Raw genomic sequence first — 26,440 nt, 5'->3', positions numbered from 1 at the left:
CGCATGGTCTTGTACCAAATCCAGTCATGGCGCCAGCGCCTCGCCCATCCGCCGGATCGCCGCGATCTTGTCGGACAGCGGTTGCCAGTCGTCGCGGTCGGCGATCGCGGCCCAGATCGCCTCCACCTCGTCGATCAGCATCGAACACGGAGCGGGATCTTGCCAATAGGGGTGGCTGCGGTCCTTGCGCGGGCGGTAGTCGGCGATCAGCGCGCGTACTTCCTCGAACGCGTGCCATGCGTCGCCTTCGGGCAGCCAGCCGCCGAACGCGTCATGGTAGAACGCATCGATCGGCATGCGCGACGCGGCCAGCGCCGCCTGGATCGCCGTGACCAGTGCGCGGTCGGCGGCATCCTCGCGCGGCAGGACGCCCAGCCGCCACAGCATCGCGCGGGCCACGCCCTGCGCGTAACGTTCGGGAAACGTCTCCAGCGCGGCGATCAGCGGTGCGGCGTCGCTGACGGTCCGCAGCGCCACGGCCAGTTGCATGACGTTCCAGTGCATCGCATCGGGCTGTCGGCCAAACGCGTATCGCCCCTGATGATCGAAATAGGCGGCGGTGAAATCGGCGTCCCATGTCGGTGCGAACCGCCACGGGCCGTAATCGAAACTCTCGCCGGTCACGTTGATGTTGTCGGTGTTGAGCACGCCGTGGACGAACCCCGCCGCCATGAACCACCCGGCCAGCGCCGCGCTGCGCCCGACGACCTCGTCCAGCAGTTCCGCCGCCGGTTGCGCGTCCGGGACACGTCCATGCAGCCGGGTCAGCGTGTACTCGACCAGCGCGCGCATCGCGTCGTCGTCGCGCAGATAGGCCAGCCGCTGGAACGTGCCGATCCGTACGTGGCTGTGATTCAGCCGCACCAGCACCGCCGACCGCGTCGGGGACGGTTCGTCGCCCCGCTCCAGTGCCTCGCCCGTTTCGATGAGCGACAGGGTGCGCGAGGTAGGCACGCCCAGCGCCTCCAGCATCTCGGTCGCCAGTATCTCGCGCACGCCGCCCTTCAGCGTCAGCCGCCCGTCGCCGAACCGGCTGTACGGCGTCTGGCCCGACCCCTTGGTCCCAAGGTCCATCAACCGTCCGGCGGCATCGGTCGCCTGCGCGAACAGGAACCCGCGACCGTCACCGATGTCGGGATTGTAGCTGCCGAACTGATGCCCGTGATAACGCAGCGCGAGCGGATGGGGGAGGTTGCCGGGCAGAGGCGAGAACCGGCCGAAATGATCGAGCCAACCGGCATCGTCCAGAAGCAGGAGCTGCTTCCCCACTTCGTCATCCCGGTGCAAGCCGGGATCGCTTGCTGTAGGCGTGTCGCGCTCGTCACCGGGCGATCCCGGCGTTCGCCGGGATGACGAAGTAATAGCGGAATCTATTGGTACGATCCCGATCTGCGTCGCCGCGCGATCGTTGCGAAAGCGCAGGACGTGCGCCGGAAACGCCGCCGCCGTCACCGAATCATAAAAGCCGTCGCCCAAAGCAAGAATATCGGTGCGCGGACGATAGCGGGCGGGTTGCGGCTGGTCGGTCATGGGCGATATGTGGGGCGATGACCGCCGAGGACAAGCAACGTTTCACCGATGGCTACTGGTGGTCGAACGACGGCCTCCGGCTGCATTATCGCGACTATGCCGGACGGGCCGACCGCCCCGCCATCCTGTGCCTGCACGGGCTGACCCGCAACGCGCGCGACTGGCACGATGTCGCGATGCGGCTGGCGGGCGAATGGCGGCTGATCGTGCCCGAAATGCGCGGGCGCGGGGAAAGCGCCTATGCCCGCGATCCCATGACCTATGTCCCGCTGGTCTACATGCAGGACGTCGAGGCGCTGCTGAACCAGCTTGACCTGCCGCGTGTGGTCGCGTTCGGAACCTCGCTGGGTGGTATATTGACGATGCTGCTGGCGGCGACCGACCGCGATCGGATCGCGGCGGCGCTGCTCAACGATATCGGTCCCGAACTCGATCCAGTCGGGCTGGGGCGCATTCGCGGCTATGTCGGGCGGCAGGTATCGCACCCGACATGGATGCATGCGGCGCGGTGCATGGCGGAAGGCAACGGCCCCGCCTATCCAGGCTATGCGGTCGAGGACTGGCTGCACATGGCGAAACGGGTGCACCGGCTCAATTCGGCGGGGCGCATCCTGCTCGATTACGACATGAAGATCGCGGAGCCGTTCCGCGTACCGGGGAACGAGGCGGGACTGGACATGTGGAGCGCCTATGCCGCGCTGGCGGGCAAACCGGTCGGGATCGTGCGCGGCGACCTGTCGGATATCCTGTCCGCGCGCGTTGCCGATGCGATGGTCGCGCAGGGGCAGGGAGCGGAACTGTCGGTCGTGCCCGGCGTCGGCCATGCGCCGACCCTGTCCGAACCCGAAGGAGTCGCCGCGATCGACCGGCTGCTCGCGCGCGTGGTCGCGGCATGAGCGCGCCGGTCCGCATCCTGCATCTGCATTCGTCCTTCGCCTATGGCGGCAAGGAGGCGCGGGCGGTGCGGCTGATGCACGCATGGGGCGACCGCGCGGTGCACAGCATCGTGTCGGGCGTCCCTGACCGGGTCGAGGCGCAGGCGGCGATCGGCAAGCATATCCGGTACGAGATCGCGCAGAACCCGCCGCCGCTGACCGGCAAGCCCTCGGTCGCGCGGTACGAAGCGATCGCCGCCTATATGCGCCGGTTCGATCTGGTGCTGACCTATAACTGGGGTGCGATCGACGGGGTCATGGCGAAGCGGGTGTTCGCCAAGGGCACGCCGCCGGTGATCCATCACGAGGACGGCTTCAACGAAGACGAGGCGCGCCGGCTGAACCCGGTGCGCAACATGTATCGCCGCATCGCGCTGGGCGCTGCCGACGCGCTGGTGGTGCCGTCGCACAAGCTGCACGCGGTGGCCCGCGATGCGTGGAAACAGCCGGAGGCGCGGCTGCACCTGATCGGCAATGGCGTGGCGGTCGACCGCTATGCGAAGGACGTGCGGGTCGACGCGATCCCCGGTTTCCGCCGCAAACCGGGTGAAATCGTGATCGGATCGGTCGCCGGACTGCGCGAGGTGAAGGATCTGCCGCTGCTGGTTCGCGCCGTCGGGGGCATCGCGGTGAAGGTGCGGCTGGTGATCGTCGGCGAAGGGCCCGAGCGTCAAGCGATCCTCGACGCGGCGGAGGCGATGGGGATCGACGACCGGGTGCATCTGCCCGGATTCCTGCCGCAGCCATGGACGTATATGGGGCTGTTCGATATCTTCGCGCTGTCGTCGCGCAGCGAGCAGCAGCCGATTTCGGTGATGGAGGCGATGGCCACCGGCCTGCCGGTGGTGGCGCCGCCGCTGGGCGATATCGCCTCGATGCTGGCGGAGGAGAATGCGCTGTACATGGGGATCGACCGGCACGAAGTTCACCTGCGCGACCGGTTGCAGGCGCTGGCGACCGACGCGCCTGCACGCCGCCGCGTCGGCGCCGCGAACCAGGCAAAGGCGCGCGCCCAGTTCGACGAGGCGTCGATGATCGCGCGGTACAAGGCATTGTACGAAACGGCGCTGGGGCGGCCCGGCGCACTGGGCTGATCACGCATCCAATCGGCCCGATCGCGCGTAGATACGGGCGGGACATCACCGCCACGCAATTTGCTCGCGTTCGGGGTATCGTGCCACTAATGAACGCCCGATACGGTCGGCATGGTTGCCGCCGACTGGCGTCGTTCCACCGGAGGTCGTGTTGTTCAAAGGTCTGTCGCCCATCGTCTATAACGGCCGCGAAGTCTGGCCGCTGATCGAAGGGGGCAAGGGCGTGGCCGCGACCAACCACGCGTCGGCCGGCGCATGGGCGGCGGCGGGCGGTGTCGGCACGGTGTCGGCGGTCAATGCCGACAGCTACGATCCCGACGGCAAGATCATTCCGCAGGTCTATACCGCGCTGACCCGCCGCGAACGTCACGAAGAACTGATCGAATACGCGATCGAGGGTGCGGTGCAGCAGGTGCGGCGCGCGTGGGACATCGCGGGCGGCAACGGCGCGATCAACATCAACGTGCTGTGGGAAATGGGCGGGGCGCAGCGCATCCTGCATGGCGTGCTGGAACGCACGCGCGGGCTGGTATCGGGCGTGACCTGCGGCGCGGGCATGCCGTACAAGCTGTCGGAGATCACAGCGTCCTACGGCGTCAGCTATCTGCCGATCGTGTCGTCGGGCCGCGCGTTCCGGGCACTGTGGAAGCGCGCCTATTCGAAGGCGTCGGAGTGGCTGGCGGCGGTGGTGTACGAGGACCCGTGGCTTGCAGGCGGGCATAACGGCCTGTCCAATGCCGAGGACCCGTTGCAGCCGCAGGACCCCTATCCCCGCGTGAAGGCGCTGCGCGACACGATGCGCGAAGGCGGCATTTCGGACGACGTGCCGATCGTGATGGCGGGTGGCGTCTGGTATCTGCGCGACTGGAACCACTGGATCGACAATCCCGAACTGGGCAAGATCGCATTCCAGTTCGGCACCCGTCCGCTGCTGACCCGCGAAAGCCCGATTCCCGAGGAATGGAAATCGAAGCTGATGGACATCGAGGAAGGCGACGTGCTGCTGCACCGCTTTTCCCCGACCGGCTTCTATTCCTCGGCAGTGCGCAACCCGTTCCTGCGCCAGCTCGAAGGGCGTTCGGAACGCCAGATCGCATTTTCGAAGCAGGAGGCGGGCGACCACGTCTTCCAGCTCGACGTCGGCGTGAAGGGCAAGAATTTCTGGGTGACGCAGGGCGACCTGCTGCGCGCGCGCGAATGGTATGGCCATGGCTTCACCGACGCGCTCAAGACGCCGGACAACACGCTGGTGTTCGTCGATCCCACGGAAAAGGCCGATATTCGCAAGGATCAGGCCGACTGCATGGGCTGTCTCAGCCAGTGCAGCTTTTCGAGCTGGGCCGACAGCGAGACCAATTCGACCGGCCGGCTGGCCGATCCGCGCAGCTTCTGTATCCAGAAGACGTTGCAGGACATCGCGCATGGCGGCCCGACCGACCGCAACCTGATGTTCGCGGGTCATGCCGCATATAACTTCAAGCGCGACCCATTCTATTCAAACGGGTTCGTGCCGAGCGTGAAGCAGTTGGTCGACCGCATCCTGACCGGCGACTGATCGAGAAGGATAACGGGGCGGCAACTGCGCCGCCCCGCACCGGTCCGCTGGTATCAGTCGTCGACGACGGTGCCGACCACTGCGCCACCCGCGCCGCCGACGGCTGCGCCCTTTTCGACGCTGCCGCCGGTCGCCGCCGCAACGCCCGCGCCACCGACGGCACCGATGCCCGCGCCGCGCAGCGTCGAACAGGCGGTGAGCGAGGTGCCTGCCGCAACGGCGAGGAGGATGGTTGCGATCTTCTTCATGACGTGAATCCCATATTGAATACGGATATAGAAATACGCTGCGCTGCAACAGGTTCCGAAGCGCCGCTGCGGGTAACGTAAAGAAACATTGCAGGCATGGTTCAGCTTCTTCACGATAGGCTGTGCCCATGAAGTCTGCCCTGATCGTCCGTCACGTTCCCTATGAAGGCTGCGCCGGATATCGCGCCCCGATCGAGGCGGCGGGATATGCGCTCGACCGGATCGACGTCGCCGACCCGGCGTTCGCGACCGCCGATCTGACCGCGCCGGACCTGCTGATCGTCATGGGCGGGCCGATGGGCGTGTACGACACCGCCGAACATGCATGGATCCCCGGCGAGATCGCAGCGATCGCGCGGCGACTGGACGCCGACCGGCCGACATTGGGCATCTGTCTGGGCGCGCAGATGATGGCGGCGGCGCTGGGCGCGGCGGTGTACAAGGGACCGGAATATGAGATCGGGTTCGGTCCGGTCGATCTGGTCGCACACGCTGCGTCGCCGCTGTCGCATCTGGCGGGGACGCAGGTGCTGCACTGGCATGGCGACACGTTCGACCTGCCGCCCGGCACCGAATTGCTGGCGACCACCCCGGCGTACCGGCAGGGTTTTCGGCGCGGGGCGAACCTGCTGGCGCTGCAATTCCACGCCGAGATGGGCGAGGATGCGCGGTTCGAGGCGTGGCTCGACTATCTCGACTGTCCGATGCGGCGCGAAACGCTGACCGACCAGTATCGGCGGCTGGGACCGGCGGCAGTACGGGCCGGGCAGGCGATGATCGAACAGTGGCTGGCCGGGCTGGAAGCGTAGCGCTTTGCGATCGGGTGCCGCACGGTCTGCGGCGCGATCGATCTACAACGATGCGGGAAGGCCGGACGCAGGCACGCCTGGTTCCGCGTGCCCGAACCTGCCGTCGCAGGGGCACGAAACCTGAACGCGGTCACTGCTGCCACGATGATATCCGGGCCGGATCGACATGTATCTCGATCGTGTCCCGGTCTGCATGTCCATCGCCCGGACGTTGTCCGAGGTGACGGTGATGCAGGCCGCCGGGGCACCGTTGCGCTCGATATCGATCCGCCTTGAGGATCAGGAAAGCGCTGCCTCGACCACCGCAGCCAGCGGCGTGGTCGAACGACCGATCAGCGTCGAAAGCTGACGACCATCGTCGAACAACGCGCCCCTGGACGCGGCCACGTCCCAGCCGGCGATGGCGCCAGCGAGCGCGTCGGGAAGGCCAAAGCTGACCAGTATTGCGGCATATTCGGTCGCCGGAAGATCCTTGTAGGGAATGTCGCGTCCGGTCTGGCGCGAAACCTCGCCTGCCAGATCGGACAGCGTCCATGCGGTATCGCCGGCAAGTTCGTAGACTTTGCCATCGTGGCCCGTCGTGGTCAGCACGACCGCCGCCGCCTCCGCATAGTCGGCGCGCGCCGCCGATGCGATGCGGGCATCGCCCGCACTGCCGAGGAACACGCCTCCGGCCAACGCCCCCGAAATCGAACCGGTGTAGTTCTCGGTGTACCAGCCGTGGCGCAGGATCGTCACCGGAATGTCGGCTTGCGCCAGCGCGGCTTCGGTATCGAGATGCTCGGCGGCAAGGTTGAGTGGCGAAGTGTCGGCGTGCAACAGGCTGGTATAGACGATGCGGCGTACCCCGGCCGCTGTTGCCGCCGCGACCACGTCACGATGCTGGGCCGAACGCTGGCCAACCTCGCTGGACGAGATCAACAGTAGCGTCTCGACACGGGCCAGCCCCGGGACAAGGCTGTCTGTTTTGGCATAATCGAACGGGCGAACCTCCACGCCAAGATCGCCCGCCTTTTCCGGCGATCGGGCAAGCGCCACGATCTGTTCGGCGGCGGTGCGTTCCTTCAGTTTGGCGACGACGAGCCGGCCCAACTGGCCGGTTGCGCCCGTAACAGCGATAGTCATGATGTCCGTCTCCGATGGTTGATCCGCCACCGAGATACGGCCTTGCTTACCGATAGTAAGTACCTACATCGGAGTAAGTATGGAAATAAGCGAACCTCCCGAACCAGAATCGCTGTCGGTCCGATTTGCGCGGGGCGACGTGATGGTGAGCGCTTGTCCTTCCCGCACCGTGTTGAAACATGTGACAAGCCAATGGGGCGTGCTGGTTCTCATCGCGCTTCAGACGGGGACGCTGCGCTTCAGCGCGCTTCGGCGCAAGGTCGGGGGTGTCAGCGAGCGGATGCTGTCGCAGACGCTGCAATGGCTTGAGGCTGACGGGCTGGTGGATCGCGTCGCGTTCAAGGTCGTGCCGCCGCATGTCGAATACAGCCTTACCCCGCTGGGGCGCGAAGCTGCGGAGAAGGTCGCCGCGCTGGCAGACTGGATCGAGACGAGCATGCCCGCCATCCTCAACGCCCGACGAAGTGCTTGATGCCGTTCGCGCGTAGTTGACGCTGACGGATCGATCCGTCTGGACGGCACGTCCTTGCGCGGACCGGGTCGGAAACTGCGAACCGGAAACGCGCGTCGATCGGTCGGGCCGGATCGATATGTGTCGGAACAGTACCCCGGCGGCCTCCACGACCTTGTCCCCCGGATCGGTTCGAGGGCCGGCGTGCAAGGATCATCGGATCAAGCCGCTTGCCGCACCTCGAACAAGGCCGGGGTGACCACATACGGCTGATCGATGGCCGAATGTCGACCTGCCGCGCATCGCCAAATCGTGTGCGGTACGCGCTTTGGCGGGCGGTCGGGCGTCCGGGAGAGCAGGGGACGCCGAACCGATCCGTCGCGCCCTCATCGCAGGCCGTCGAGCACCTGATCGGGCGGACGGTGACCATCGGCCCACACCCGGATATTGGTGATGACCTTTTCGCCCATCGCGATGCGGCCTTCGAGCGTCGCTGACCCCATGTGCGGCGTCATGACGACATTGGGCAGCGCCAGCAGGCGCGGGTCGATCGCCGGTTCGTGCGCCCATACGTCGAGACCGGCACCGGCCAGCCGCCCGCCTTCGAGGGCGTCGACCAGCGCCTCTTCGTCGACGATGCCGCCGCGCGATGCGTTGATGAGATAGACGTGGCGGCGCAACAGCGCGATCCGGCGCGCGTCGATCAGGTTTTCACTGTCGGCGTTGCGCGGGGTATGGATGGTCAGCAGGTCGATCGCACCCAGCATCGCGTCCAGATCGTCGTGCCATGTCGCACCCAGTTCCGCTTCCACCACTGCGGGAAGGCGGTGGCGGTTGTGATAATGGATCGACAGGCCGAACGCGCGCGCCCGGCGTGCCACCGCCTGTCCGATACGGCCCATGCCGACGATGCCCAGCGCCTTGCCGCCGATGCGGTGACCCAGCATTCCGCCGGGGCTCCACCCCTTCCATTCGCCCGACCGGACCAGCTTTTCGCCTTCCGCCAGCCGGCGCGGCACCATCAGGATCAGCGCCATGACCATGTCGGCGGTATCTTCGGTCAACACGCCGGGCGTATTGGTGACGAGGATGCGCCGCGCGCGCGCCGCCGTCAGGTCGATATGGTTCACGCCCGCGCCGTAATTGGCGATCATCCGCAACCGGTCCGGCGCGGCGTCGATCAGCGCGGCGTCGATCGTGTCGGTGACGGCGGGCACGAGCACGTCGCAATCGGCCATTGCCGCCGCAAGTTCGTCGCGACTCCAAGCATGGTCGTCGGGGTTGGCGACCACGTCGAACAAGGTCGCCATCCGCGTGGCGACCGCCGACGGCAGCCGCCGCGTCACCTGGACTCGGGGATTGCGGACCGGCGGGGCGATGGCGGGCATGTGCCATGGCTTGGCGGCTTGGCCCGCATGCGTCAACGGCTTGCGGCATTGCCGGTCTTGCCGATAGGGACGTAGGACGAATCTTACGGGGACAGACACATGCGGTTCGCACGAAACGCCCTTGTGACGGCGGCGATCCTGACGCTGGCGACGACGGCTGCCGATGCGCAGCGCCGCAAGCCGCCCTATTATGCGTCGATCGCAGCGGGCGAGGCGCGGATGCGCAGCGGGCCGGGCAAGAATTACCCGACGCAGTGGGTGTATCGCCGTGCCGACCTCCCGATCCGGGTGATCGACATCTATCAGGACTGGCGCCGGGTCGAGGACCCCGACGGCACGACCGGATGGTTGCAGGTCGGGCTGCTGAGCGATCGCCGCACCGCCTATATCGGACGCGAGATCGTCGAGCTGCGCATATCGCCGCGATCGGCGGCGGGCGTGGCGTGGCGCGCCGCGCCGGGGGTAGTCGGGCGATTGTCGCGCTGTACCGCCGGCTGGTGCTATTTCGACGTGAACGGACGCGGCGGCTATATCGAACAGTCGCGGCTGTGGGGCGTCGATCCGGGCGAGACGTTGTGATCGGATGCGGGTTTTGGGAACGGGAAATCGATGGTGAAATGGTGGATGGGCGTGGCGTTGCTGGCATTGGGGCAGGCGGGCATGGCCGCTGAACCCGCCAAACCGGGCGATCTCACGCTGGAGCGGGTCTTCGCCAGTCCCGACCTGAACGGTACGCAGCCGCAAAGCCTGCGGCTTTCCCCCGACGGGCGCTTCGTCACGCTGCTGCGCAACCGCGCCGACGAACGCGAGCGGTTCGACCTGTGGGCGATGGATACCACGTCGGGCGAATGGCGGATGCTGGTCGATTCGAAGAAGGTCGGCACCGGCGCGGCATTGTCCGAAGCGGAAAAGATGCAGCGCGAACGCGACCGGTCGCTGACCGGCAAGCGCGGCATCCTGAATTACGACTGGTCGCCCGACGGCAAATCGATCCTCGTGCCGCTCGACGGCGACCTGTACCTCGCCACGATCGACGGCAGCGTCCGCCGCCTGACGCAGAGCGAAAGCGGCGAGCTGAACCCCGTCGTGTCCCCGGCAGGCGGCTATGTCAGCTTTGTGCGCGACCAGAATTTGATCGCGCTGGACCTGAAGTCGGGCCGCGAGACCGCGCTGACGACCGAAGGCCGCGACACCGTGCATTTCGGGGAAGCGGAGTTCGTCGCGCAGGAGGAAATGTCGCGCCGCACCGGATATTGGTGGTCGCCCGGCGACCGCATGGTCGCGGTCGAACGGTTCGACGAAGCGCCGGTCGGCATCGTCACCCGCTCCGCGATCGGGGCGGAAGGCACGACCGTCTATCAGCAACGCTACCCCAAGGCGGGGACCGCCAACGTGCTGGTCGACCTGTACGTCATGCGCGCCGACGGGTCGGGGCGGGTGAAGGTCGATCTGGGCAGCAATTCCGACATCTATCTGGCGCGGGTCGACTGGCTGCCGGACGGATCGGCGCTGCTGGTCCAGCGACAGAACCGGGCGCAGACGCAGCTGGACATGCTGCGCGTCGATCCCGCGACGGGGCGGTCGACGGTGCTGTTCAGCGAACGATCGGGCGAGAAAAGCTGGGTCAACCTGTCCGACGCCTATCATGCGATGAAGGACGGCAGCCTGATCTGGTGGTCCGAACGCGACGGCCAAGGCCATCTGTACCACTGGAAAGCGGGCAAATGGACGCAGCTTACCAAGGGACCATGGGCGGTCGGCGATCTGGCCGGAGTGGATGAGGGGAAGGGCCGCGTCTATTTCCTCGGCAACAAGGACGATCCACTGGAGCGCCAGCTGTACCGCGTCGACCTGGCAAAGCCGGGGGCGGTCACGCGACTGACCGAGGCGGGCTGGTCGTACGGCGCGTCGATGGACGCAAAGGCGACGCGGCTGATCGTCAGCCGGTCGAGTCCCGACCAGCCGCCGCAGACCTTCCTTGCCGATACGGCGGGCAAGCGTATTGCGTGGATCAACCAGAATGCGCTGACTGGGGATCATCCCTATGCGCCGTTCGTCGCCAGCCATCGCCCGACCAAATTCGGCACGATCAAGGCGCAGGACGGATCGACGCTGCACTGGAACATGATCACCCCGGCGATCGAACCGGGCAAGCGCTATCCCGTGTTCTTCTCGCACTATGGCGGTCCGCACAACCAAGTCGTGCGCCGGGCGTGGGGCGGGGCGTTGCGCCAGTATCTGGTCGATCGAGGCTGGATCTGGTTCGAAATCGACAATCGCGGATCGCCCGATCGCGGCAAGGCGTTCGAGGACCAGATCTATCACGCGATGGGCAGCGTGGAGGTCGAGGATCAACTGGCGGGGGCCGCCTTCCTGAAGACACAGTCGTTCGTCGATCCCGCGCGGATCGCGACCTATGGCTGGTCCTATGGCGGCTATATGACGCTCAAGCTGCTTGAAAAGGCGCCGGGCGTGTTCGCGGCGGGGATCGCCGGGGCGCCGGTATCGCGTTGGGAACTGTACGATACCCATTATACCGAACGCTATATGGGCGACCCCAGCATCGTGCCCGACGCCTATGCCGCATCGGCGACGGTGGCGGACGCGGCGAAGATCGCCGATCCGTTGCTGCTGATCCACGGCATGGCCGACGACAATGTGGTGTTGGAACATTCGACCGCGATGATGGCGGCGATGCAGAAGTCCGCCACGCCGTTCGAACTGATGCTGTATCCGGGACAGACGCACCGCGTCGGCGGCCCCGGCGTCAGCGAACATCTGTGGAAGACCATTCTGGACTTCCTCGATCGCCAAGTACCCGCCAAGTAATCGGTTAACTTATAGTTGACGTTCGACTTTCCCGGGCGCACCGTCACCGGTGGGCTTGGGGGAGTCGGGGGCATGACGGAACAAGGCGGGCGGATAGCGCCGGTAACGGGGCGGGCGCGGATCGACGTGCTCGATGTACTGCGCGGACTGGCGATCCTGGGCATCTTCTACATGAACGTGCCGACACAGGCGTCGTCGGTGACCAAGCTGTTCTTCGACTTCCGCCTGATCGGATGGACCCCGATCGACAAGTTCGTCTGGACCGCGGTCGATATCGTTCTTGAGGGAACGCAGCGCGGCGTGCTCGAACTGCTGTTCGGTGCGGGCTTCATGGTGCTGACCGCGCGGGCGATGCATCCCGACGGGCCGGTCGCGGTCGCCGACCTGTTCATGCGCCGCACGCTGTGGCTGCTGGCGTTCGGGCTGGTCAACGTGTTCGTCGTGCTGTGGGTCGGCGATATCCTGACCGTCTATGCGCTGGCGTCGCTGTTCCTGTTCCCGTTCCGCAAGCTGGGGCCGAAGGCGCTGGTTGCGATCGGCAGCCTGTTCGCGCTGGCCACGGCGGTGATGGGCAGCGTCGAATATGTCAGCCGCGTCGATCTGGTCGCGAAGGTCGAGGCGGCGCAGGCGCGACAGGGGGCGGGCGGCAAGCCGGGCGCGCAGGACGCGAAGCTGCTGGCCGACTGGCAGAAGCGGCAGGCGCGGTTCGTGCCGGACGAGAAGATCGCGAGGGATCTGGTGAAGGAGCGCAAGGCGCATGCCGGCGGCTGGTTCCCCTATGCCAGCTTCATGTGGGAAGCGTGGCTGAAGTTCATGGTCGGCAAGGGCATGCTGGGCATGGTCATCATCGAAGCGTTCTGCGCGATGCTGATCGGCGTGGCGCTGTGGAAATGGCGCATCATCCAGGGCGGGCGCAGCGCGCGCTTCTATGTGGTGCTGACGATCGCCGCCTATGGCTTCGGACTGACCGCGCGGGCGGTCGGCGTGTCGGAAATACTCGCGTTCGCCCCCATTCCGAAGACGATCTGGATCACGGAGGAAGCGGCGCGGCTGGCGGTGTCGATCGGGCATGTCGCGCTGGTCAATCTGGCGATGAAGTCGGTCGCGGGGATGCGCGTGCTGTCGCCGTTCAGGGCGGTGGGACGCACGGCGTTCTCGGTCTACTTCCTCGAACAGATCATCGGGTTGCACCTGTTGTTCGCGCCGTACGGCCTGAACCTATGGGACCGCTATGGCCATGCGGTGCAGTTCGCGATCGGCACGGGGGTGATCGTGGTGTGCACGATCGTTGCCAATCTGTGGCTGCGCGCGTTCGCCAACGGCCCGATGGAATGGGCGTGGCGCAGCCTGGCCTATTGGGAATGGCAGCCGTTCCGCAAGCGGCCCGTCGCCGCCCCGGCGGAGGTGCTGCCGGGACCCACCCTCGCCAGCGCCTGACCGCCCGGCTGGACAAATCGTGCGAAACGGCTATGCGCCACGCAAGATTGGTTCGCGGAGTTGGGTATGGGATATCGGGTAGTAGTCGCGGGCGCGACGGGCAATGTCGGGCGCGAGATGCTGAATATCCTCGCCGAACGCGAATTTCCGATCGACGATCTGGCGGTGCTGGCATCGTCGCGTTCGGCGGGCGAGATGGCCGATTTCGGCGAAACCGGCCGTCAGTACAAGATCCAGAATATCGAACATTTCGATCCCGCCGGCTGGGACATGGCGCTGTTCGCGATCGGCAGCGACGCGACCGCCGTCTATGCGCCCAAATTCGCCGCCGCCGGGTGTACCGTGATCGACAATTCGTCGCTGTACCGCATGGACCCCGACGTCCCGCTGATCGTGCCCGAAGTGAACCCCGAAGCGATCGACGGGTACAAGGTCCGCAACATCATCGCGAACCCGAATTGCTCGACTGCGCAGATGGTCGTCGCGCTGAAGCCGCTGCACGACGCCGCCACCATCACGCGGGTTGTCGTCGCGACCTATCAATCGGTGTCGGGCGCGGGCAAGGCAGGGATGGACGAGCTGTTCGAACAGAGTCGCAACATCTTCGTCGGCGATTCGGCCGAACCGCGCAAGTTCACGAAGCAGATCGCGTTCAACGTGATCCCGCACATCGACAGCTTCCTCGACGACGGGTCGACCAAGGAAGAATGGAAGATGGTGGTCGAAACAAAGAAGATCCTCGATCCGAAGATCAAGGTTACCGCGACCTGCGTGCGCGTGCCGGTGTTCGTCGGCCATTCCGAAGCGATCCATATCGAACTGAAGGACGAATTGTCCGCCGCTGACGCGCAGAAAATCCTGCGCGAGGCGCCGGGCATCATGCTGGTCGACAAGCGGGAGGACGGCGGATACGTCACCCCGATCGAATGCGTCGGCGAATTCGCGACCTATGTCAGCCGCGTGCGTGAAGACCCGACGGTCGAAAACGGACTGGCGCTGTGGTGCGTGTCGGACAATCTGCGCAAGGGTGCGGCGCTGAACGCGGTGCAGATCGCCGAACTGCTGGGTCGCCGTCATCTGAAAAAGGATTGAACGGGCGGCGGCCGTGACCGTACCGTGAAGCCAAGCTGCCCGAATCATTAACCTTCTCCGCATACGGCCGTATCGGAAGGCAGGGTGATGGCGCGCAACGTTGGTGAGCATGGCACATGGGATGCGATCTGCCGATCGCAGCTCGTCATCGAATTCGACCTGTCCGGGGTCGTGCTGTGGGCGAACGACCGGTTCCTCGATGCGATGGGGTATCGCATCGAACAGGTCCGTGGTCGGCACCACCGGATGTTCTGCACGGTCGCGGACGCGACGGCGCCAGCCTATGCCGCGTTCTGGCTTCAACTGGCGGCGGGTGCCTATGATGGTGGGCTGTACCGTCGCATCGGTTGCGACGGCCGCGAAGTGTGGTTGCAGGCGACGTACAACCCGATCCTCGACGGCACGGGGCGGCCGCACAAGGTCGTCAAGATCGCGACCGACAGCACCCGTCAGGTCGTGCTGGAACGCGAGGTCAAGCGGCGGCTGGACGAAGGGCGGCAGTTCCAGACCCTGCTCGAACAACAAAAGGACACGCTACAGGTCGCGATGAAGCAGCTGTCGGGCATCGTCGCGTCGATCGGCGACATCGCGGCGCAGACCCGCCTCGTCGCGCTCAACGCCACGATCGAGGCCGCACGCGCGGGCGACGCCGGTCGTGGCTTCGCGGTCGTCGCGGGGGAGGTCAAGAAACTGGCCGACGACACACGCCGGGCGACAGAACACGCGACGACCATGTTGCGCGATCACCGGGATATGGTGCAGACCCTATAGGCGGGTTCGCATCACGCCAGCCTCGTGCGACGCCAGCGTTGCCGTCTCCTCGGAACTGCCCCCCATGCCAGCGGCATGGCCGCAAGCCGGGATGTGGCTGTTGACGGCAGGGTGATCGATCGTGTGACGAAAGCCCTGTCCTACATGCGGCGACGCTGCCATCCTCCACAAAGTGCTTTTACGACCCTGTTTCCGGCCGTTTACGGCCATCGGACGACCGCATCGCAACAAATGTGGCGAGTGTGACCTTTGTGACTTTTGCCCGGGCGTATCGCGCCCGACCCGCGTTCAATATCCCGTATATCGCCCCGGACGATGCCATGCGATCAGGATGCCGCTGATCGCCGCCGCGCTCAGCGCCGACCATGCCACCTGCGTCGGGGCGACGACCGAGAACGATATCAGCAGGATGCCGATATCGATCGCGATCTGCGTCCGCCCGGCGTTCCAGCCGCGCGTGCGTTGCAGCCACAATGTGACCACGCCGGTTCCGCCGACCCCGGCATCGTGCCGCGCGAGCGCGAGGATGCCCATGCCAATCACCGTGCCGCCCGCGATCGCGGCGAACGCCGGATGGACGTCGACGACGCGCATGCCATAGCGCGCGATGCTGGAGAACAGGGCGATGCCCGCGTTGACCGCGATCGTGCGCCACATGAACCGGCTGCCCATCGCCTTTTTCGCAAAGAAAAAGAACGGGATGTTGATGATCGTGAACAGCACCCCGGTCGGCAGCGGCACCAGATAGGATACCAGCAGCGCCACCCCGGCGATGCCGCCGGTCACCAGCCCGGCCGCGCGCAGCAGCGCGAGGCCGAGCGCGATCATCACGCAGCCGACGGCGATGGCATAAACGTCTTCGGAACGGCTGTGGGGGACGGCGGGGGCGATGGCATGAATCTCCGGTCGACCGGCATCCTCTCCCCCATCATCGTATGTTTGTTGCGTGGCCGTAGCATTGGATTGCGCAGGCTGGAAGAGGCCGGCGCTCGACACGCGCGGTCACCCCGCATAGGGGGGCGGCAGACACCCGCGACAAGGCAGATATCGTGACCGATTTCCCGACCGCAACGCATCGCTTCGCCGGGTTCGACGGCACCGGACTGGCATGGCACGAACTGGGCGAGGGCCGCCCGGTCGTGCTGATTCACGGCTATTTCAGCGACGCCGCGACGAACTGGATCCGGTACGGTCATGCCGCACGGATCGCGGCGAACGGATACCGGGTCATCATGCCCGACCTGCGCGCGCATGGGCAGAGCGACCGGCCGCATGGCGCGGCGGCCTATCCACCCGATGCGCTGGCACGCGACGGGCTGGCGCTGGTCGCGCATCTCGGGCTGACCGACTATGACCTTGGCGGATATTCGCTGGGCGGACGTACCGTGGTGCGGATGCTGACGATGGGGGCGACGCCGACGCGGATCATCGTCGCGGGGATGGGGCTGGAAGGCCTGCTCGACACCGGTCATCGCGCCGCGCATTTCCGCAACATCCTGACCAACCTCGGCAGTTTCGAACGCGGAACGCCCGAATGGAGCGCCGAAGCGTTCCTGAAGACGACCGGCGGCGATCCCGTCGCGTTGCTGGGCATTCTGGACACGTTCGTCGACACGCCGCGTGCCGACATCGCGGCGATCACGCAGCCGGCACTGGTGCTGGCCGGGCGCGATGACGACGACAATGGCAGCCATCAGGCGCTGGCCGACCTGCTGCCCGATGCGCGACTGGTGGAAACGCCCGGCGGGCATATGAGCGCGGTGGTAAAGCCCGAACTGGGGCAGGCGATCGCGGACTTCTTGCGCGGATAGGCGTGGTTTGCGGCGCGCTGCCGCGCCGGTGTTCCGTCGAGATCGCGATGCGAACGGCAATTGCCGCCCCGTCCGCGTCGCCGCTACCGGCTCGACCCGGCGCGCAGGCTATGCCGCCGGCTGTTCATATTGTTCCAGCACCCATTCCTCTTCCTGTGCGCCGGCGATCCAGTCCTGCATCCACGGATGATTGATGAGCGTGATGATGTACCCCATCGCGAAGCGCGGGCAGGGCAGCGAGTAGGTGACGATCCGCGTCGCGACCGGCGCGAACATGATGTCCGCCGCGCCGAACTCGCCGAACAGGAAGTCGCCGCCATGCCCGAACCGCGCCCGTGCCTGCGCCCATAGCTCGTAGATCCGGGTCAGATCGGCTGCCACGTCGGCGTCGGGCGGCGTGGGCTCATAGACCTGCCGTACGTTCATGCTGTGTTTGCGGCGCAGCGCGGCGAAGCCCGAATGCATTTCCGCCGCCATCGACCGCGCCATCGCACGCGCGGCGGAATCGGCGGGCCAGAAGCGATCCCCGCCCGATTTCTCGTTCAGATATTCGACGATCGCCAGACTGTCCCACACGACGATATCGTCGCCATCCCACAGGATCGGCACCTTGCCCGACGATGGCGCGAACTCGTCGCCCTCACGCCGCCGGTCCCAGTCCGCATCGTAGAGCGGGACGACCACTTCCTCGAACGGCAGCCCGGCAAGCTTGGCCGCAAGCCAGCCGCGCAGCGACCATGAGGAATAGGCTTTGTTTCCGAGGATAAGCTTCAGCATGGGCGCGGTGGTGCCACGGCCCGGGCGGCGTGTCGACCGTTTCGGAACCGGGCGGGGGGCAATCCGTTCGATCCCGATGGCTGGAATCGACACGGGCGATGACCCGCACAGCGTCGGCGACGTGCTGGACCGTCTTCGGGAACTCGGCTGCAAGGCCGGGGACGACAAGGCGGAATTGGGCGACATGCTGGAAGCACTGGGCAGTCGTGCCTATGGCCCGTTCTTCATCATACTTCCGTTGGTGGACATATCCCCGGTGGGCAGCATTCCCGGATTGCCGACGGCGATGGCGGTAGTGATGATCCTGCTGGCGATCCAGCTTGTGCTGGGCCGCGAGCATCTCTGGCTACCCGGCTTCCTGCGCCGTCGTGGGCTGAAAGGCGACCGGCTGGTCAAGGTCGCGGACAAGACCCGCCCGATCGCGGACCGGATGGACCGGTGGTTTCACGGCCGGCTGCCGATGCTGACGCGTGGGCCGATGGTCAAGGTGGCAGGGATCGCGGTGATGCTGCTGTGCCTGACGGTGCCGCCACTGGAGCTGCTGCCGCTTGCCAGTACCGCGCCGATGGCGGCGATCATGGCATTCGGCATCGCCCTGCTGGTGCGCGACGGCGTATTGATGCTGTTCGCATGCGCGCTGGCGATCGGCGCGGTCGCGGTGGGCGCGGGACTGTTCGCGGCGCGCGGGTAAGCGCCGCGTCCGGCCTCACCCGATCGATTCGATTACCGCCGCGCGCAATTCGGCGATGCCCATGCCCTTTTCGCTCGACGTCGAAATGACGTCGGGATGTGCGGCGGGACGCTTGCGGACCTCGTCCGACACGGCGTGATAGACCGCGTCGAGTTCGGTCGCCTTGATCTTGTCGGTCTTGGTCAGCACGATGCGATAGCTGGTCGCCGCCTTGTCCAGCATTTCGAACACGTCGCGATCGACGTCCTTGATGCCGTGGCGCGAATCGATCAGCACCAGCGTGCGCTTGAGTACCTGCCGCCCGCGCAGGAAGTCGTTGACCAGATAGCGCCACTTGCGAACCATGTCCTTGGGCGCCTTGGCAAAGCCATAGCCCGGCATGTCGACCAGCCGCAGCCGCAGCGGTTCGCCCACGTCGAAGAAGTTCAGCTCCTGCGTCCGGCCCGGCGTGACCGAGGTCCGCGCCAGGCTGGTCCGTCCGGTCAGCGCGTTGAGCAGCGACGACTTGCCGACGTTCGACCGACCGGCGAACGCGATTTCGGGCACCGCCGGATCGGGCAGATATTCGAGCGCGGGGGCCGATTTCAGGAAATTGATCGGCCCGGCGAAGATCTTGCGCGCCGCTTCGATCAGTTCGGGATCGAAGCGGTCTTCGTCACCGGGCGGCGGGGGCGGAAGGTCGCTCACTTGGCTGCCGCCTGCCGCAGGGCCGGGTGGCGCGAATAGAGCAATTGCTGCTGCGCGATCGTCAGGATGTTCGACGTGATCCAGTAGACCTGCAATCCGACCGCGAACGGGGCCATGATGAACATCAGCACCCACGGCATGATCCCGAACACCTGCTTCTGCATGTCGTCCATCGGCGCCGGGTTCAGGCGGAACTGGAAGAACATCGAAATGCCCAGCAGCACCGGCACGATGCCGATCGCGAGGAAATGCGGCGGGGTGAAGTCGAGATAGCCGAACAGGTTCAGGATGGTTGCCGGATCGGGCGCGGACAGATCCTTGATCCACCCGACGAACGGCTGGTGCCGCATCTCGATCGTCAGCAACAGCACCTTGTACAGCGCATAGAACACCGGAATCTGGAGCAGGGTGGGCAGGCATCCGGCGACCGGATTGACCTTCTCCTCCTTGTACAGCTTCATCATCTCCTGCTGGAGACGCGGCTTGTCGTTCTTGTACCGCTCCTGCAGCGCCTTCAGCTTGGGCTGGACGGCGCGCATCGCCGCCATCGACGCGAACTGACGCTGCGCGATCGGGAACATCAGCAGGCGGATGGTGAAGGTCAGCAGGATGATCGCGACGCCGAAATTGCCGACGAGACGGAACAGCCAGTCGAGATAGACGAAAATCGGCTTCTCGACGATGCTGAACCAGCCCCAATCGATCGCGTTGCCGAAGTGCGCGACGCCCTGTTCCTCATAGGCGTCGAGCCGGTCGGTTTCCTTCGCGCCGGCGAAGAAGCGCGCGGTCTGCGTCATCGTCTGCCCGGGCGCGACCGCGGTCGGCGTGGGCGAGCTATAGTCGGCCTGATGCCGCTGGTCGCGGCCGTGCAGCTTCAGCGTGTGCTGCGTCCGGGGATCGGGGATCAGCGTGGCGAGCCAGTAATGGTCGGTGAACCCGACCCAGCCGCCCTCGGTCGAGAAGCTTTCGGGCTTTTCGTCGATATCGGTATAGTTGACGCCGAACTTTACGCCGTTGCCGGCTTCGTAGATCGGGCCGACCTGGATCGTCATCGTATCCTTGTCGACCGGCGCGCCGCGGCGGCTGAGCAAGCCGTAGGTCGCGACCTGCACCGGCTGTGACGCGGTGTTCAACACGCTCTGGCGGACGGTGAACATGTACCCGTCGTCGACCGAGATCTGGATTTGGTAGCGCTGGCTGCCGGCCTGTGTCGTCAGCGTGACGGGGGTCTGCGGAGTCAGCTTGCCGCCACTGGCGGTCCACAGCGCGTCGGCAGGGGGCGTGGCGACGCCGGTTCCGCTCCAGCCGAACTGCGCGAAATAGGCGTCAGCCGTACCGGACGGCGACAGCAGGCGGATCGGCGGCGAATCCTTGGCGATGGTTTCGCGATGCCGGACCAGTACCAGATCGTCGATCCGCCCACCGCGCAGGTTGATCGACCCACGCACGGCGGGGGTTTCGATCGCCACGCGCGGCGTTTCGCGCAGGACGACCATGCGGTCGCGGATGGCATTGGCGTCGTCGGCGGCAGGATCGGCGGCCGGATTCGGCACGACCTTGCTCTTGCCATCCTCGACCTTCGTCACCGGCGGGTTCGCCGTCGGGAAGAAATGGTTCGCGATATACGGCCAGCCGAACAGCAGCAGTGCGGCAAGCACTGCGAACAGCAGGAAGTTCTTCTGATCGTCCTTCACGCAAACCCCTGCGTCTGAATCATGGCACCGGATCGTGGCCGTGCCCGCCCCACGGATGGCATCGCGCGATACGTTTCGCCGCCAGCCACCCGCCCTTCGCCGCGCCATAGCGGGCAATGGCAGTGATTGCATAGGCCGAACAGGAAGGCTGATACCGGCACGAGGGCGGCAGGACCAGCGAAGGCCCCAATTGCCAGCCGCGCGCGATCAGCATCAGCGCGCGCGCGGCGATGCCGGGGGGCGGGCCGGCGCGGGGACCGGGACGGGGGTTCGCACCCTTCGTCACGGTCAGCGCGCGACCTTGCGCAGCGCCTTGGCCATATCCGAACGCAGATCGTCGAACGGCCGTTCGATGCCGCTGGCGCGACCGATCAGGACATGGTCGGCACCCGCGATGCCGATCTCCGGCAGCATTTCGGCGGCGAGCGCGCGAAAACGCCGTTTCATCCGGTTGCGGACGACGGCGTTCCCGACCTTCTTCGATACCGTGATGCCGATTCGCATCGCCTGATCGGCGGAAGCGAGTTCGCCGGCTGCGCGTTTGCGCACCAGCAGGACGAAACCGGGCATCGGTGCCCGTCGTCCTGCATTCGCCGCCAGATAATCCCGGCGGCGAACCATCTGGATCAGGCCGACAGCTTCTTGCGACCCTGCGCGCGGCGCTTCCGGATCACGTTGCGACCGCCCGGAGTCGCCATCCGCGAGCGGAAACCGTGGCGACGGGCGCGTACCAGGTTGCTCGGCTGAAAAGTCCGCTTCATCACTCATTCCCCGGGTATTCGAACTGCTGTAAAACGTAAAAAGCCGCCAGTGACGGCGGCCGCGTGCCGTGCGCCTTTACGGGGGGACCGCCGCGAAGTCAACGCGCCGCGCGCACCCGACGCCGCTTCGCACTGGGCCGGCGCAGGGCGCGATCCGCCAGCCCGCCGATCCGTGGATAGCGCCGCATCGTCCGTGCGAAGCGGTGGCGCGCCCGACGCGAGTTGCGCAGTACCAGCGCCAGTCCGGCGGCGAACGTGAAGATCCCACCGGGTCCCGGCAGCAACGCCGCGACCGGCGTGACGAGGATCAGTAACGCGCCGAGGACGAGAAGGATGATCCGCATCCACGGGTCATGCCAGCCGTGTATTGCGGTTGCAAGACACGCGGGCGGCATTCCCTCCGCCGTCAAACCCGCTATGCACGCAGGCGGGGACGGGCAACAGGGGCGGACATGGTCGCGATCGTATCGACGGCGGCGTATCTCGGGCTGGAGGCGCGGCGGGTCGAGGTGCAGGTGCAACTGGCACCGGGGCTGCCCGCGTTCGTGCTGGTCGGGCTGCCCGACAAGGCGGTGGGCGAGAGCCTCGAACGGGTGCGTGCCGCGATCGCCGCGATCGGCCTTGCGCTGCCGCCCAAGCGGATCACGGTGAACCTGTCGCCCGCCGACCTGCCCAAGGAAGGATCGCATTACGACCTGCCGATCGCGCTGGGGCTGCTCGCGGCGATGGGGGTGGTCGATGCGGAGGGGCTGGCCGATCATCTGGTGGTCGGCGAACTCAGCCTCGACGGGCGCATCGCTGCGTCGCCCGGCGTGCTGCTGGCCGCGATGCTGGCGGCGCAGGATGGCGTCGCGCTGATCTGTCCGGCGGCGCAGGGGGCAGAGGCCGCATGGGCCGGCACACCGGTGGTCGCGGCGCCCGACCTGCTGGCGCTGCTCAATCATCTGAAGGGCGAGCAGATTTTGGGATCGCCGGCGCCCGGCGGCGCGGAGGATTTCGTCCACGGCACCGATCTGCGCCAGGTGAAGGGGCAGGAAACCGCGCGGCGCGCGCTGGAGATCGCGGCGGCGGGCGGGCACAATCTGTTCCCTTGCGGGACGTAAAGGACCAATCACCTTGCGCAGCGCAAGAGTACCGCTAACCTACTGGAGGGGGGCGCGCTTCGCGTAAGATTGGAATGGGGGAGCTATGGTTGCTAAACTGCGAGTGAGCCTATCGGAGGGTATGTTTGAAGCCGAGGGCGACGACGCCTTCATCAAAGAAATGCACTCGGAGTTCCGGGAGTACGTAGGCAAGTTCTTCGGCGGGGCGGTTTCAAGTTCGGCCGATGCGCGCCCCGCTGCGCCGCCGCTCGCTGCGGCACAGGACGAGACTTCGTCCAACGACGCAGAGGTCGACGCGGAACCGCAAGAGGCCGACGATCAGCTTAGTAAAGGGCGCCGCTCCCCGCCTCGCCGCCGTCGCGCAGCCAATCCGATAGAGGGGGCTGCTTCAAAGAAGGCGAAGTATGAACCCCGCGTCGACCCTGACCTGAAGCTGCCTGGCCTGGTTGAAGCGTTCGACCTGTATGCGTTGAAGGGGCATCAGGAAACGGTCTTGTTCTTTGGTCATTACCTAGCCCACGATGCAGGTATTAATCCGTTTACGGCCGACCAAATATTTACTTGCTATCGTATCGTGAAGGTTAAGCCGCCGAAAGCATTTGCGCAGGCCCTGTACGACACGCGAGCCAAGCGGCACTTCATCAAGTTCGAGAAACTGGATGCTATTTCCATAACGCATATTGGCGACACACATTATGAACACGATTTGAAGAAGAAGGACTGATAGGATTTGGGTAGCGCGAGCGGCTTCTACAGTTCCCTTCAGGGGGCCAGCAACCTTGCAGCCGGAGAGCGTATAGACGCGTTTGCCTACTACCTCACGGAGATTGCAGGGGCGGCTAGTGCGACTGCGGCCAAGATTAGCAACTGCTTTCGCGATTGCGACCTGGCGGTGCCTGCATCGATCTCCCAGTATCTCTCGAAAGGGCTGAAGGGGAAGCCGCCGAAGTACGTCAAGGTTGGCACGGGCGGTTACCGGCTGGAACGCCATGCCAGGGAGCGGCTTGCCGGGTTGATCGGCTTAGAAACGGCCGTGCTGGACATCCCCGCCGACTTACAGCGGTTGGTCGACGAACTGCCCGAAGGTGCTCGGAAGGAGTTCTTGAGAGAGGCACTCGCCTGCTTCGGGGTCCACGCCTACCGTGCGACCATCATCATGGCGTGGCTGTTGACCCTAGACCACCTTTTCGAGTTGATCCTAATCAAGCATCAAGACGCCTTTAACAAGGCTCTGGCGGCAAATACTGACAAGCGGGTCAAGGTGACGGAAGTCGCTGTTCGCGATGACTTCGGGGAGATGCCAGAAAATAAGTTCATAGAGTTCTGCCGCTCTGCGGGCGTCGTCTCGAACGATGTTCGGAAGATACTTGATGAGAAGCTTGGAACCCGCAACAGTGCAGCGCATCCGTCGGGTGTCGTCTTTAGCAGGGCGAAGGTGGTTGCCTTCGTAGAGGACCTTTTCGCAAACGTAATCCGTAAGTACCCGCTTAAATGAAAAAAGCAGGGCCTATCAGGCCCGCTTCTCTATGCGTTGGATCGCGGCGCGGCTGACCCCGAACTCCTTTGCTAGGACCCCCAGGGACGTCCCAGCGGCCCGCCGAGCCCTCACGGTCTCCTGCTGGTCCACCGTGAGGACCGAGGGACGCCCCAGGGCCTTGCCCTCTGCCTTTGCGCGGGCCAGTCCTGCCTGGGTCCGCTCGATCAACAAGTCCCGCTCGAACTCTGCAACGGCCGATAGGACGCCCATAGTCATCTTCCCGGCTGCGCTGGTGAGGTCGACGCCTCCCAGGGCGAGGCAGTGAACCCGAACCCCGTCCGCTGCCAGCCGTTCGACGGTGGCGCGCACGTCCATCGCGTTGCGGCCCAGCCGGTCCAGCTTGGTGACGATTAGGACGTCTCCTGCCTCCAGGCGATCAACAAGACGGGCGAACGCGCCGCGTTCCATAGCTGCCACCGAACCGGAGACAGTCTCTTCCACAACCCGCTTGGGCTCGACGGCGAACCCGGCTGCGGCAATCTCACGGACTTGGTTGTCCGTGGTCTGATCGGCAGTGGAGACGCGGCAGTAAGCGAAGGTGCGAGCCATGGATTGAACTCCTGTAACGAAACCGTGGCTCGTTATTAGGAGTGGATCGGAATGGCTGTCAAGCTACATTCCGATACAGCTGAACGGGCTGTACCTAAACCGAACGATTTAGATACAGCCCGTGACGGGTTAGGAGGACGTCCAGACCGGCGCGGGGTAGGCGGCTGCCTCCCGGCGTCGCGCTGCCCGCATTGCCGTGCGATGGACCGACGGGCGACGGTCGGCATGTCGTTCGGTCACCCGCTTAGGTTTTGCCTCGGATGCTTGTAGTTCGTGCCAGCGCGAAATGAGCGGGAGAGCATCTGGACCCGCTTCAGCACTCGCAATAGCTTCGCTCGCGAGCAGTCGACGGACCCGGAAGCGAACCGCAGTGACCCGCAGGCCAGGATGGTCGGCAAGCATCTCCGCCGTTGTGTTGTACTCGTTACTGGTCATGAGACCCCCCTTCTGTGGAGTCCCTCCTTAGTGCGAACTACGGGCTAAGTCACTGAAAACAAACATCCATTACCGTGAAGATCAGGCCAATGGAACGGCGGTAGGGCACCCCCATGGGGGGTAGGGCGGAATTGCGCGATGCGTTATCCCGCTTCGGATTTTTGCAGCTAGACTAAAGCTCTATTTCGCCTTGCGGCGCTTTGGCAGTGTCTTCAGCCAATCGTTAACGTCGTCCATGGTGGTGAACCCTAGGTCGACGTTACTCGGGCGGGTGCGGATTTTAGCGTTCTCAACGCCAGCCCAGCCGCTAGCGGCCGCTGAAGCGATCTGAAGGCCTGCACCGAGGGCTGTTGGTTTCTGGATACGCGACAGCATAGAGTCCGCGTCCGCCTCGTTCGCGCGGTGACGGCTTTCCATGTTGGCGATGGTTCGGTCGTTGGCGAGTTCTGTTTGCATCGCACTATCCAGCAATAGGCTTTCGATGGACCCGCCAGAGGACAGTGACAGCCCGGCCTCGCCGGATGCTGCGCGTATCTTGGCCTGCTCTCGTCGACCTTCGCGCATGCTGTCGAACAGTTCCGCTGATGCTTTCTGGCGCGTTTCCTCGCGCACGACGGTGCGTTGCGCGTTGATTGCTTTCGTCTGCGCGTTTGCGCTTTTGATCTGCGCCGACACATTGGCGGCTGCGGTAGCCGTCGACATGACGCCAACTACTACTGCGGCAGAAATAGGATCGCACACGTTACGGGACTGGACTGGTAAGGAAGCGGCGGGGCATTGTGTTGCTCTCGCTAGGGGTTCAGGCGGGCATAGGTCTCCGCCAGGATGGTCTTGATGGCGCGGCGCTGTCGTTGTTTCGCTGCGGTGCAAGGGCGGCAGGCGTAGCTGCGACCGTCGGCGGTCCTACGGTCCACTGGGAAGCTCTGAACTGGCAGCGCGGCGGCGCATTGAAAGCACCACTTGGACCCCGATGGAACCGGGGCAGGGACATTGCGGCGTGGCATGGTCAGGATGCGGGCGTAAGGGGCCCAAAGCGGCATGTAGGGAGTCGAAGGGCTGTGGTGAGGTAGTCTCACCTACCTTGGCCCCTCGACACCGATTTTCAGGCCGCTTTGTAGCCTTTACGCTGCA

28 protein-coding genes and 1 pseudogene are annotated in these 26,440 nt (G+C 65.4%); 15 read left to right on the top strand and 14 right to left on the bottom strand.

All coding sequences use genetic code 11. The features are described from left to right. Positions 1 to 24 precede the first annotated feature (24 nt). Positions 25 to 1,530 carry a protein adenylyltransferase SelO family protein gene (locus tag IFT55_RS03910; RefSeq protein ID WP_249403546.1) on the bottom strand — a complete coding sequence of 502 codons (1,506 nt, stop codon included), beginning with the start codon at positions 1,528 to 1,530 and terminating at the stop codon, positions 25 to 27. Positions 1,531 to 1,547: 17 nt separating this feature from the next. Here IFT55_RS03910 and IFT55_RS03905 point away from each other — a divergent pair, with 17 nt between their 5' ends. From IFT55_RS03905 to IFT55_RS03895, 3 genes are all read left to right on the top strand, one after another. Next, positions 1,548 to 2,426, top strand: coding sequence for an alpha/beta fold hydrolase (locus tag IFT55_RS03905; protein ID WP_192089232.1), 879 nt, complete (start codon positions 1,548 to 1,550; stop codon positions 2,424 to 2,426). Beyond that, entirely contained in the window at positions 2,423 to 3,559 is a 1,137-nt protein-coding gene (locus IFT55_RS03900; RefSeq protein WP_192089231.1) for a glycosyltransferase, read from the top strand. Before IFT55_RS03905 ends, IFT55_RS03900 begins: the two co-directional genes overlap by 4 nt. 151 nt (positions 3,560 to 3,710) lie before the next feature. After that, positions 3,711 to 5,114, top strand: coding sequence for an NAD(P)H-dependent flavin oxidoreductase (locus tag IFT55_RS03895; RefSeq protein WP_192089229.1), 1,404 nt, complete (start codon positions 3,711 to 3,713; stop codon positions 5,112 to 5,114). Between the two features lie 53 nt (positions 5,115 to 5,167). Here the strand turns inward: IFT55_RS03895 and IFT55_RS03890 are convergent, their stop codons facing one another. After that, on the bottom strand, positions 5,168 to 5,476 hold the full coding sequence (locus tag IFT55_RS03890) for a hypothetical protein (protein ID WP_192089228.1): 309 nt from the start codon (positions 5,474 to 5,476) through the stop codon (positions 5,168 to 5,170). Between the two features lie 14 nt (positions 5,477 to 5,490). On the opposite strand from IFT55_RS03890, the gene IFT55_RS03885 reads away from it, so the two are divergent. After that, positions 5,491 to 6,171 (top strand): glutamine amidotransferase, encoded by a 681-nt coding sequence (locus IFT55_RS03885; RefSeq protein WP_192089226.1) that lies wholly within the window; start codon positions 5,491 to 5,493, stop codon positions 6,169 to 6,171. A 279-nt stretch (positions 6,172 to 6,450) separates the two neighbouring features. Here IFT55_RS03885 and IFT55_RS03880 read toward each other — a convergent pair whose 3' ends face one another. Then, positions 6,451 to 7,296, bottom strand: coding sequence for an NAD(P)H-binding protein (locus tag IFT55_RS03880; protein ID WP_192089225.1), 846 nt, complete (start codon positions 7,294 to 7,296; stop codon positions 6,451 to 6,453). Positions 7,297 to 7,375: 79 nt separating this feature from the next. Between IFT55_RS03880 and IFT55_RS03875 the strand changes: the two genes are divergently transcribed. Next, the gene (locus IFT55_RS03875; RefSeq protein ID WP_192089224.1) at positions 7,376 to 7,768 is read left to right on the top strand and encodes a winged helix-turn-helix transcriptional regulator; all 393 of its coding nucleotides are present in this window, start codon (positions 7,376 to 7,378) and stop codon (positions 7,766 to 7,768) included. Positions 7,769 to 8,133: 365 nt separating this feature from the next. Here the strand turns inward: IFT55_RS03875 and IFT55_RS03870 are convergent, their stop codons facing one another. After that, positions 8,134 to 9,135, bottom strand: coding sequence for a 2-hydroxyacid dehydrogenase (locus IFT55_RS03870; RefSeq protein ID WP_192089223.1), 1,002 nt, complete (start codon positions 9,133 to 9,135; stop codon positions 8,134 to 8,136). Positions 9,136 to 9,234: 99 nt separating this feature from the next. Here IFT55_RS03870 and IFT55_RS03865 point away from each other — a divergent pair, with 99 nt between their 5' ends. From IFT55_RS03865 to IFT55_RS03845, 5 genes are all read left to right on the top strand, one after another. Beyond that, positions 9,235 to 9,714 carry an SH3 domain-containing protein gene (locus tag IFT55_RS03865; protein WP_192089221.1) on the top strand — a complete coding sequence of 160 codons (480 nt, stop codon included), beginning with the start codon at positions 9,235 to 9,237 and terminating at the stop codon, positions 9,712 to 9,714. Positions 9,715 to 9,744: 30 nt separating this feature from the next. Further along, positions 9,745 to 11,964: a S9 family peptidase gene (locus IFT55_RS03860; protein ID WP_192089219.1), complete on the top strand. Its 2,220-nt coding sequence runs from the start codon at positions 9,745 to 9,747 to the stop codon at positions 11,962 to 11,964. Between the two features lie 72 nt (positions 11,965 to 12,036). Continuing rightward, positions 12,037 to 13,401: a DUF418 domain-containing protein gene (locus tag IFT55_RS03855; protein ID WP_192089217.1), complete on the top strand. Its 1,365-nt coding sequence runs from the start codon at positions 12,037 to 12,039 to the stop codon at positions 13,399 to 13,401. A gap of 66 nt (positions 13,402 to 13,467) precedes the next feature. Next, complete coding sequence (locus IFT55_RS03850) at positions 13,468 to 14,493, top strand: aspartate-semialdehyde dehydrogenase (protein ID WP_192089214.1); 1,026 nt, start codon at positions 13,468 to 13,470, stop codon at positions 14,491 to 14,493. Between the two features lie 87 nt (positions 14,494 to 14,580). Next, entirely contained in the window at positions 14,581 to 15,264 is a 684-nt protein-coding gene (locus tag IFT55_RS03845) for a methyl-accepting chemotaxis protein (protein ID WP_192089212.1), read from the top strand. Positions 15,265 to 15,552: 288 nt separating this feature from the next. On the opposite strand, the gene IFT55_RS03840 is transcribed toward IFT55_RS03845, so the two are convergent. After that, entirely contained in the window at positions 15,553 to 16,260 is a 708-nt protein-coding gene (locus IFT55_RS03840; RefSeq protein WP_446740700.1) for a YitT family protein, read from the bottom strand. A gap of 53 nt (positions 16,261 to 16,313) precedes the next feature. On the opposite strand from IFT55_RS03840, the gene IFT55_RS03835 reads away from it, so the two are divergent. After that, complete coding sequence (locus IFT55_RS03835) at positions 16,314 to 17,075, top strand: alpha/beta fold hydrolase (protein WP_192089208.1); 762 nt, start codon at positions 16,314 to 16,316, stop codon at positions 17,073 to 17,075. Positions 17,076 to 17,183: 108 nt separating this feature from the next. Here the strand turns inward: IFT55_RS03835 and IFT55_RS03830 are convergent, their stop codons facing one another. Then, positions 17,184 to 17,852, bottom strand: a complete 669-nt coding sequence (locus IFT55_RS03830) for a glutathione S-transferase family protein (RefSeq protein ID WP_192089206.1) — start codon at positions 17,850 to 17,852, stop codon at positions 17,184 to 17,186. Positions 17,853 to 17,928: 76 nt separating this feature from the next. Here IFT55_RS03830 and IFT55_RS03825 point away from each other — a divergent pair, with 76 nt between their 5' ends. Further along, a complete protein-coding gene (locus IFT55_RS03825; RefSeq protein ID WP_192089204.1) occupies positions 17,929 to 18,543 on the top strand; it encodes an exopolysaccharide biosynthesis protein in 615 nt (204 codons plus the stop codon). 15 nt (positions 18,544 to 18,558) lie between these two features. On the opposite strand, the gene yihA is transcribed toward IFT55_RS03825, so the two are convergent. From yihA to IFT55_RS03795, 6 genes are all read right to left on the bottom strand, one after another. Beyond that, a complete protein-coding gene (gene yihA, locus IFT55_RS03820; RefSeq protein WP_192089202.1) occupies positions 18,559 to 19,230 on the bottom strand; it encodes a ribosome biogenesis GTP-binding protein YihA/YsxC in 672 nt (223 codons plus the stop codon). Next, on the bottom strand, positions 19,227 to 20,924 hold the full coding sequence (gene yidC / locus IFT55_RS03815; RefSeq protein ID WP_342029222.1) for a membrane protein insertase YidC: 1,698 nt from the start codon (positions 20,922 to 20,924) through the stop codon (positions 19,227 to 19,229). The genes yihA and yidC overlap by 4 nt, the downstream gene beginning before the upstream one ends. A 19-nt stretch (positions 20,925 to 20,943) precedes the next feature. Next, positions 20,944 to 21,156, bottom strand: coding sequence for a membrane protein insertion efficiency factor YidD (gene yidD / locus IFT55_RS03810; RefSeq protein WP_192089718.1), 213 nt, complete (start codon positions 21,154 to 21,156; stop codon positions 20,944 to 20,946). A 56-nt stretch (positions 21,157 to 21,212) separates the two neighbouring features. After that, on the bottom strand, positions 21,213 to 21,494 hold the full coding sequence (rnpA, locus tag IFT55_RS03805) for a ribonuclease P protein component (protein WP_249403545.1): 282 nt from the start codon (positions 21,492 to 21,494) through the stop codon (positions 21,213 to 21,215). 56 nt (positions 21,495 to 21,550) lie between these two features. After that, positions 21,551 to 21,685 (bottom strand): 50S ribosomal protein L34, encoded by a 135-nt coding sequence (gene rpmH, locus IFT55_RS03800; RefSeq protein ID WP_192089196.1) that lies wholly within the window; start codon positions 21,683 to 21,685, stop codon positions 21,551 to 21,553. Between the two features lie 98 nt (positions 21,686 to 21,783). After that, the gene (locus IFT55_RS03795; RefSeq protein ID WP_192089194.1) at positions 21,784 to 22,029 is read right to left on the bottom strand and encodes a hypothetical protein; all 246 of its coding nucleotides are present in this window, start codon (positions 22,027 to 22,029) and stop codon (positions 21,784 to 21,786) included. A 108-nt stretch (positions 22,030 to 22,137) separates the two neighbouring features. Here IFT55_RS03795 and IFT55_RS03790 point away from each other — a divergent pair. The 3 genes and pseudogenes from IFT55_RS03790 to IFT55_RS03780 form a co-directional block, all read left to right on the top strand. After that, a pseudogene (locus IFT55_RS03790) lies at positions 22,138 to 22,782 on the top strand (magnesium chelatase domain-containing protein); the annotation flags it as partial. A gap of 91 nt (positions 22,783 to 22,873) precedes the next feature. Beyond that, entirely contained in the window at positions 22,874 to 23,512 is a 639-nt protein-coding gene (locus tag IFT55_RS03785) for a hypothetical protein (RefSeq protein ID WP_192089191.1), read from the top strand. Positions 23,513 to 23,518: 6 nt separating this feature from the next. Continuing rightward, a complete protein-coding gene (locus tag IFT55_RS03780; RefSeq protein ID WP_192089189.1) occupies positions 23,519 to 24,283 on the top strand; it encodes a hypothetical protein in 765 nt (254 codons plus the stop codon). A 15-nt stretch (positions 24,284 to 24,298) separates the two neighbouring features. On the opposite strand, the gene IFT55_RS03775 is transcribed toward IFT55_RS03780, so the two are convergent. Both IFT55_RS03775 and IFT55_RS03770 read right to left on the bottom strand, forming a co-directional pair. After that, positions 24,299 to 24,874: a recombinase family protein gene (locus IFT55_RS03775; protein WP_192089187.1), complete on the bottom strand. Its 576-nt coding sequence runs from the start codon at positions 24,872 to 24,874 to the stop codon at positions 24,299 to 24,301. Between the two features lie 615 nt (positions 24,875 to 25,489). Next, positions 25,490 to 26,050: a virion core protein, T7 gp14 family gene (locus tag IFT55_RS03770; protein ID WP_446740699.1), complete on the bottom strand. Its 561-nt coding sequence runs from the start codon at positions 26,048 to 26,050 to the stop codon at positions 25,490 to 25,492. Positions 26,051 to 26,440 lie beyond the last annotated feature (390 nt).

The sequence above is a fragment of the Sphingomonas sp. CFBP 13720 genome (assembly GCF_014842075.1).
In the GTDB taxonomy this organism is placed as follows: Bacteria; Pseudomonadota; Alphaproteobacteria; order Sphingomonadales; family Sphingomonadaceae; genus Sphingomonas.
This window is presented reverse-complemented; position numbering and strand designations above follow the sequence as displayed.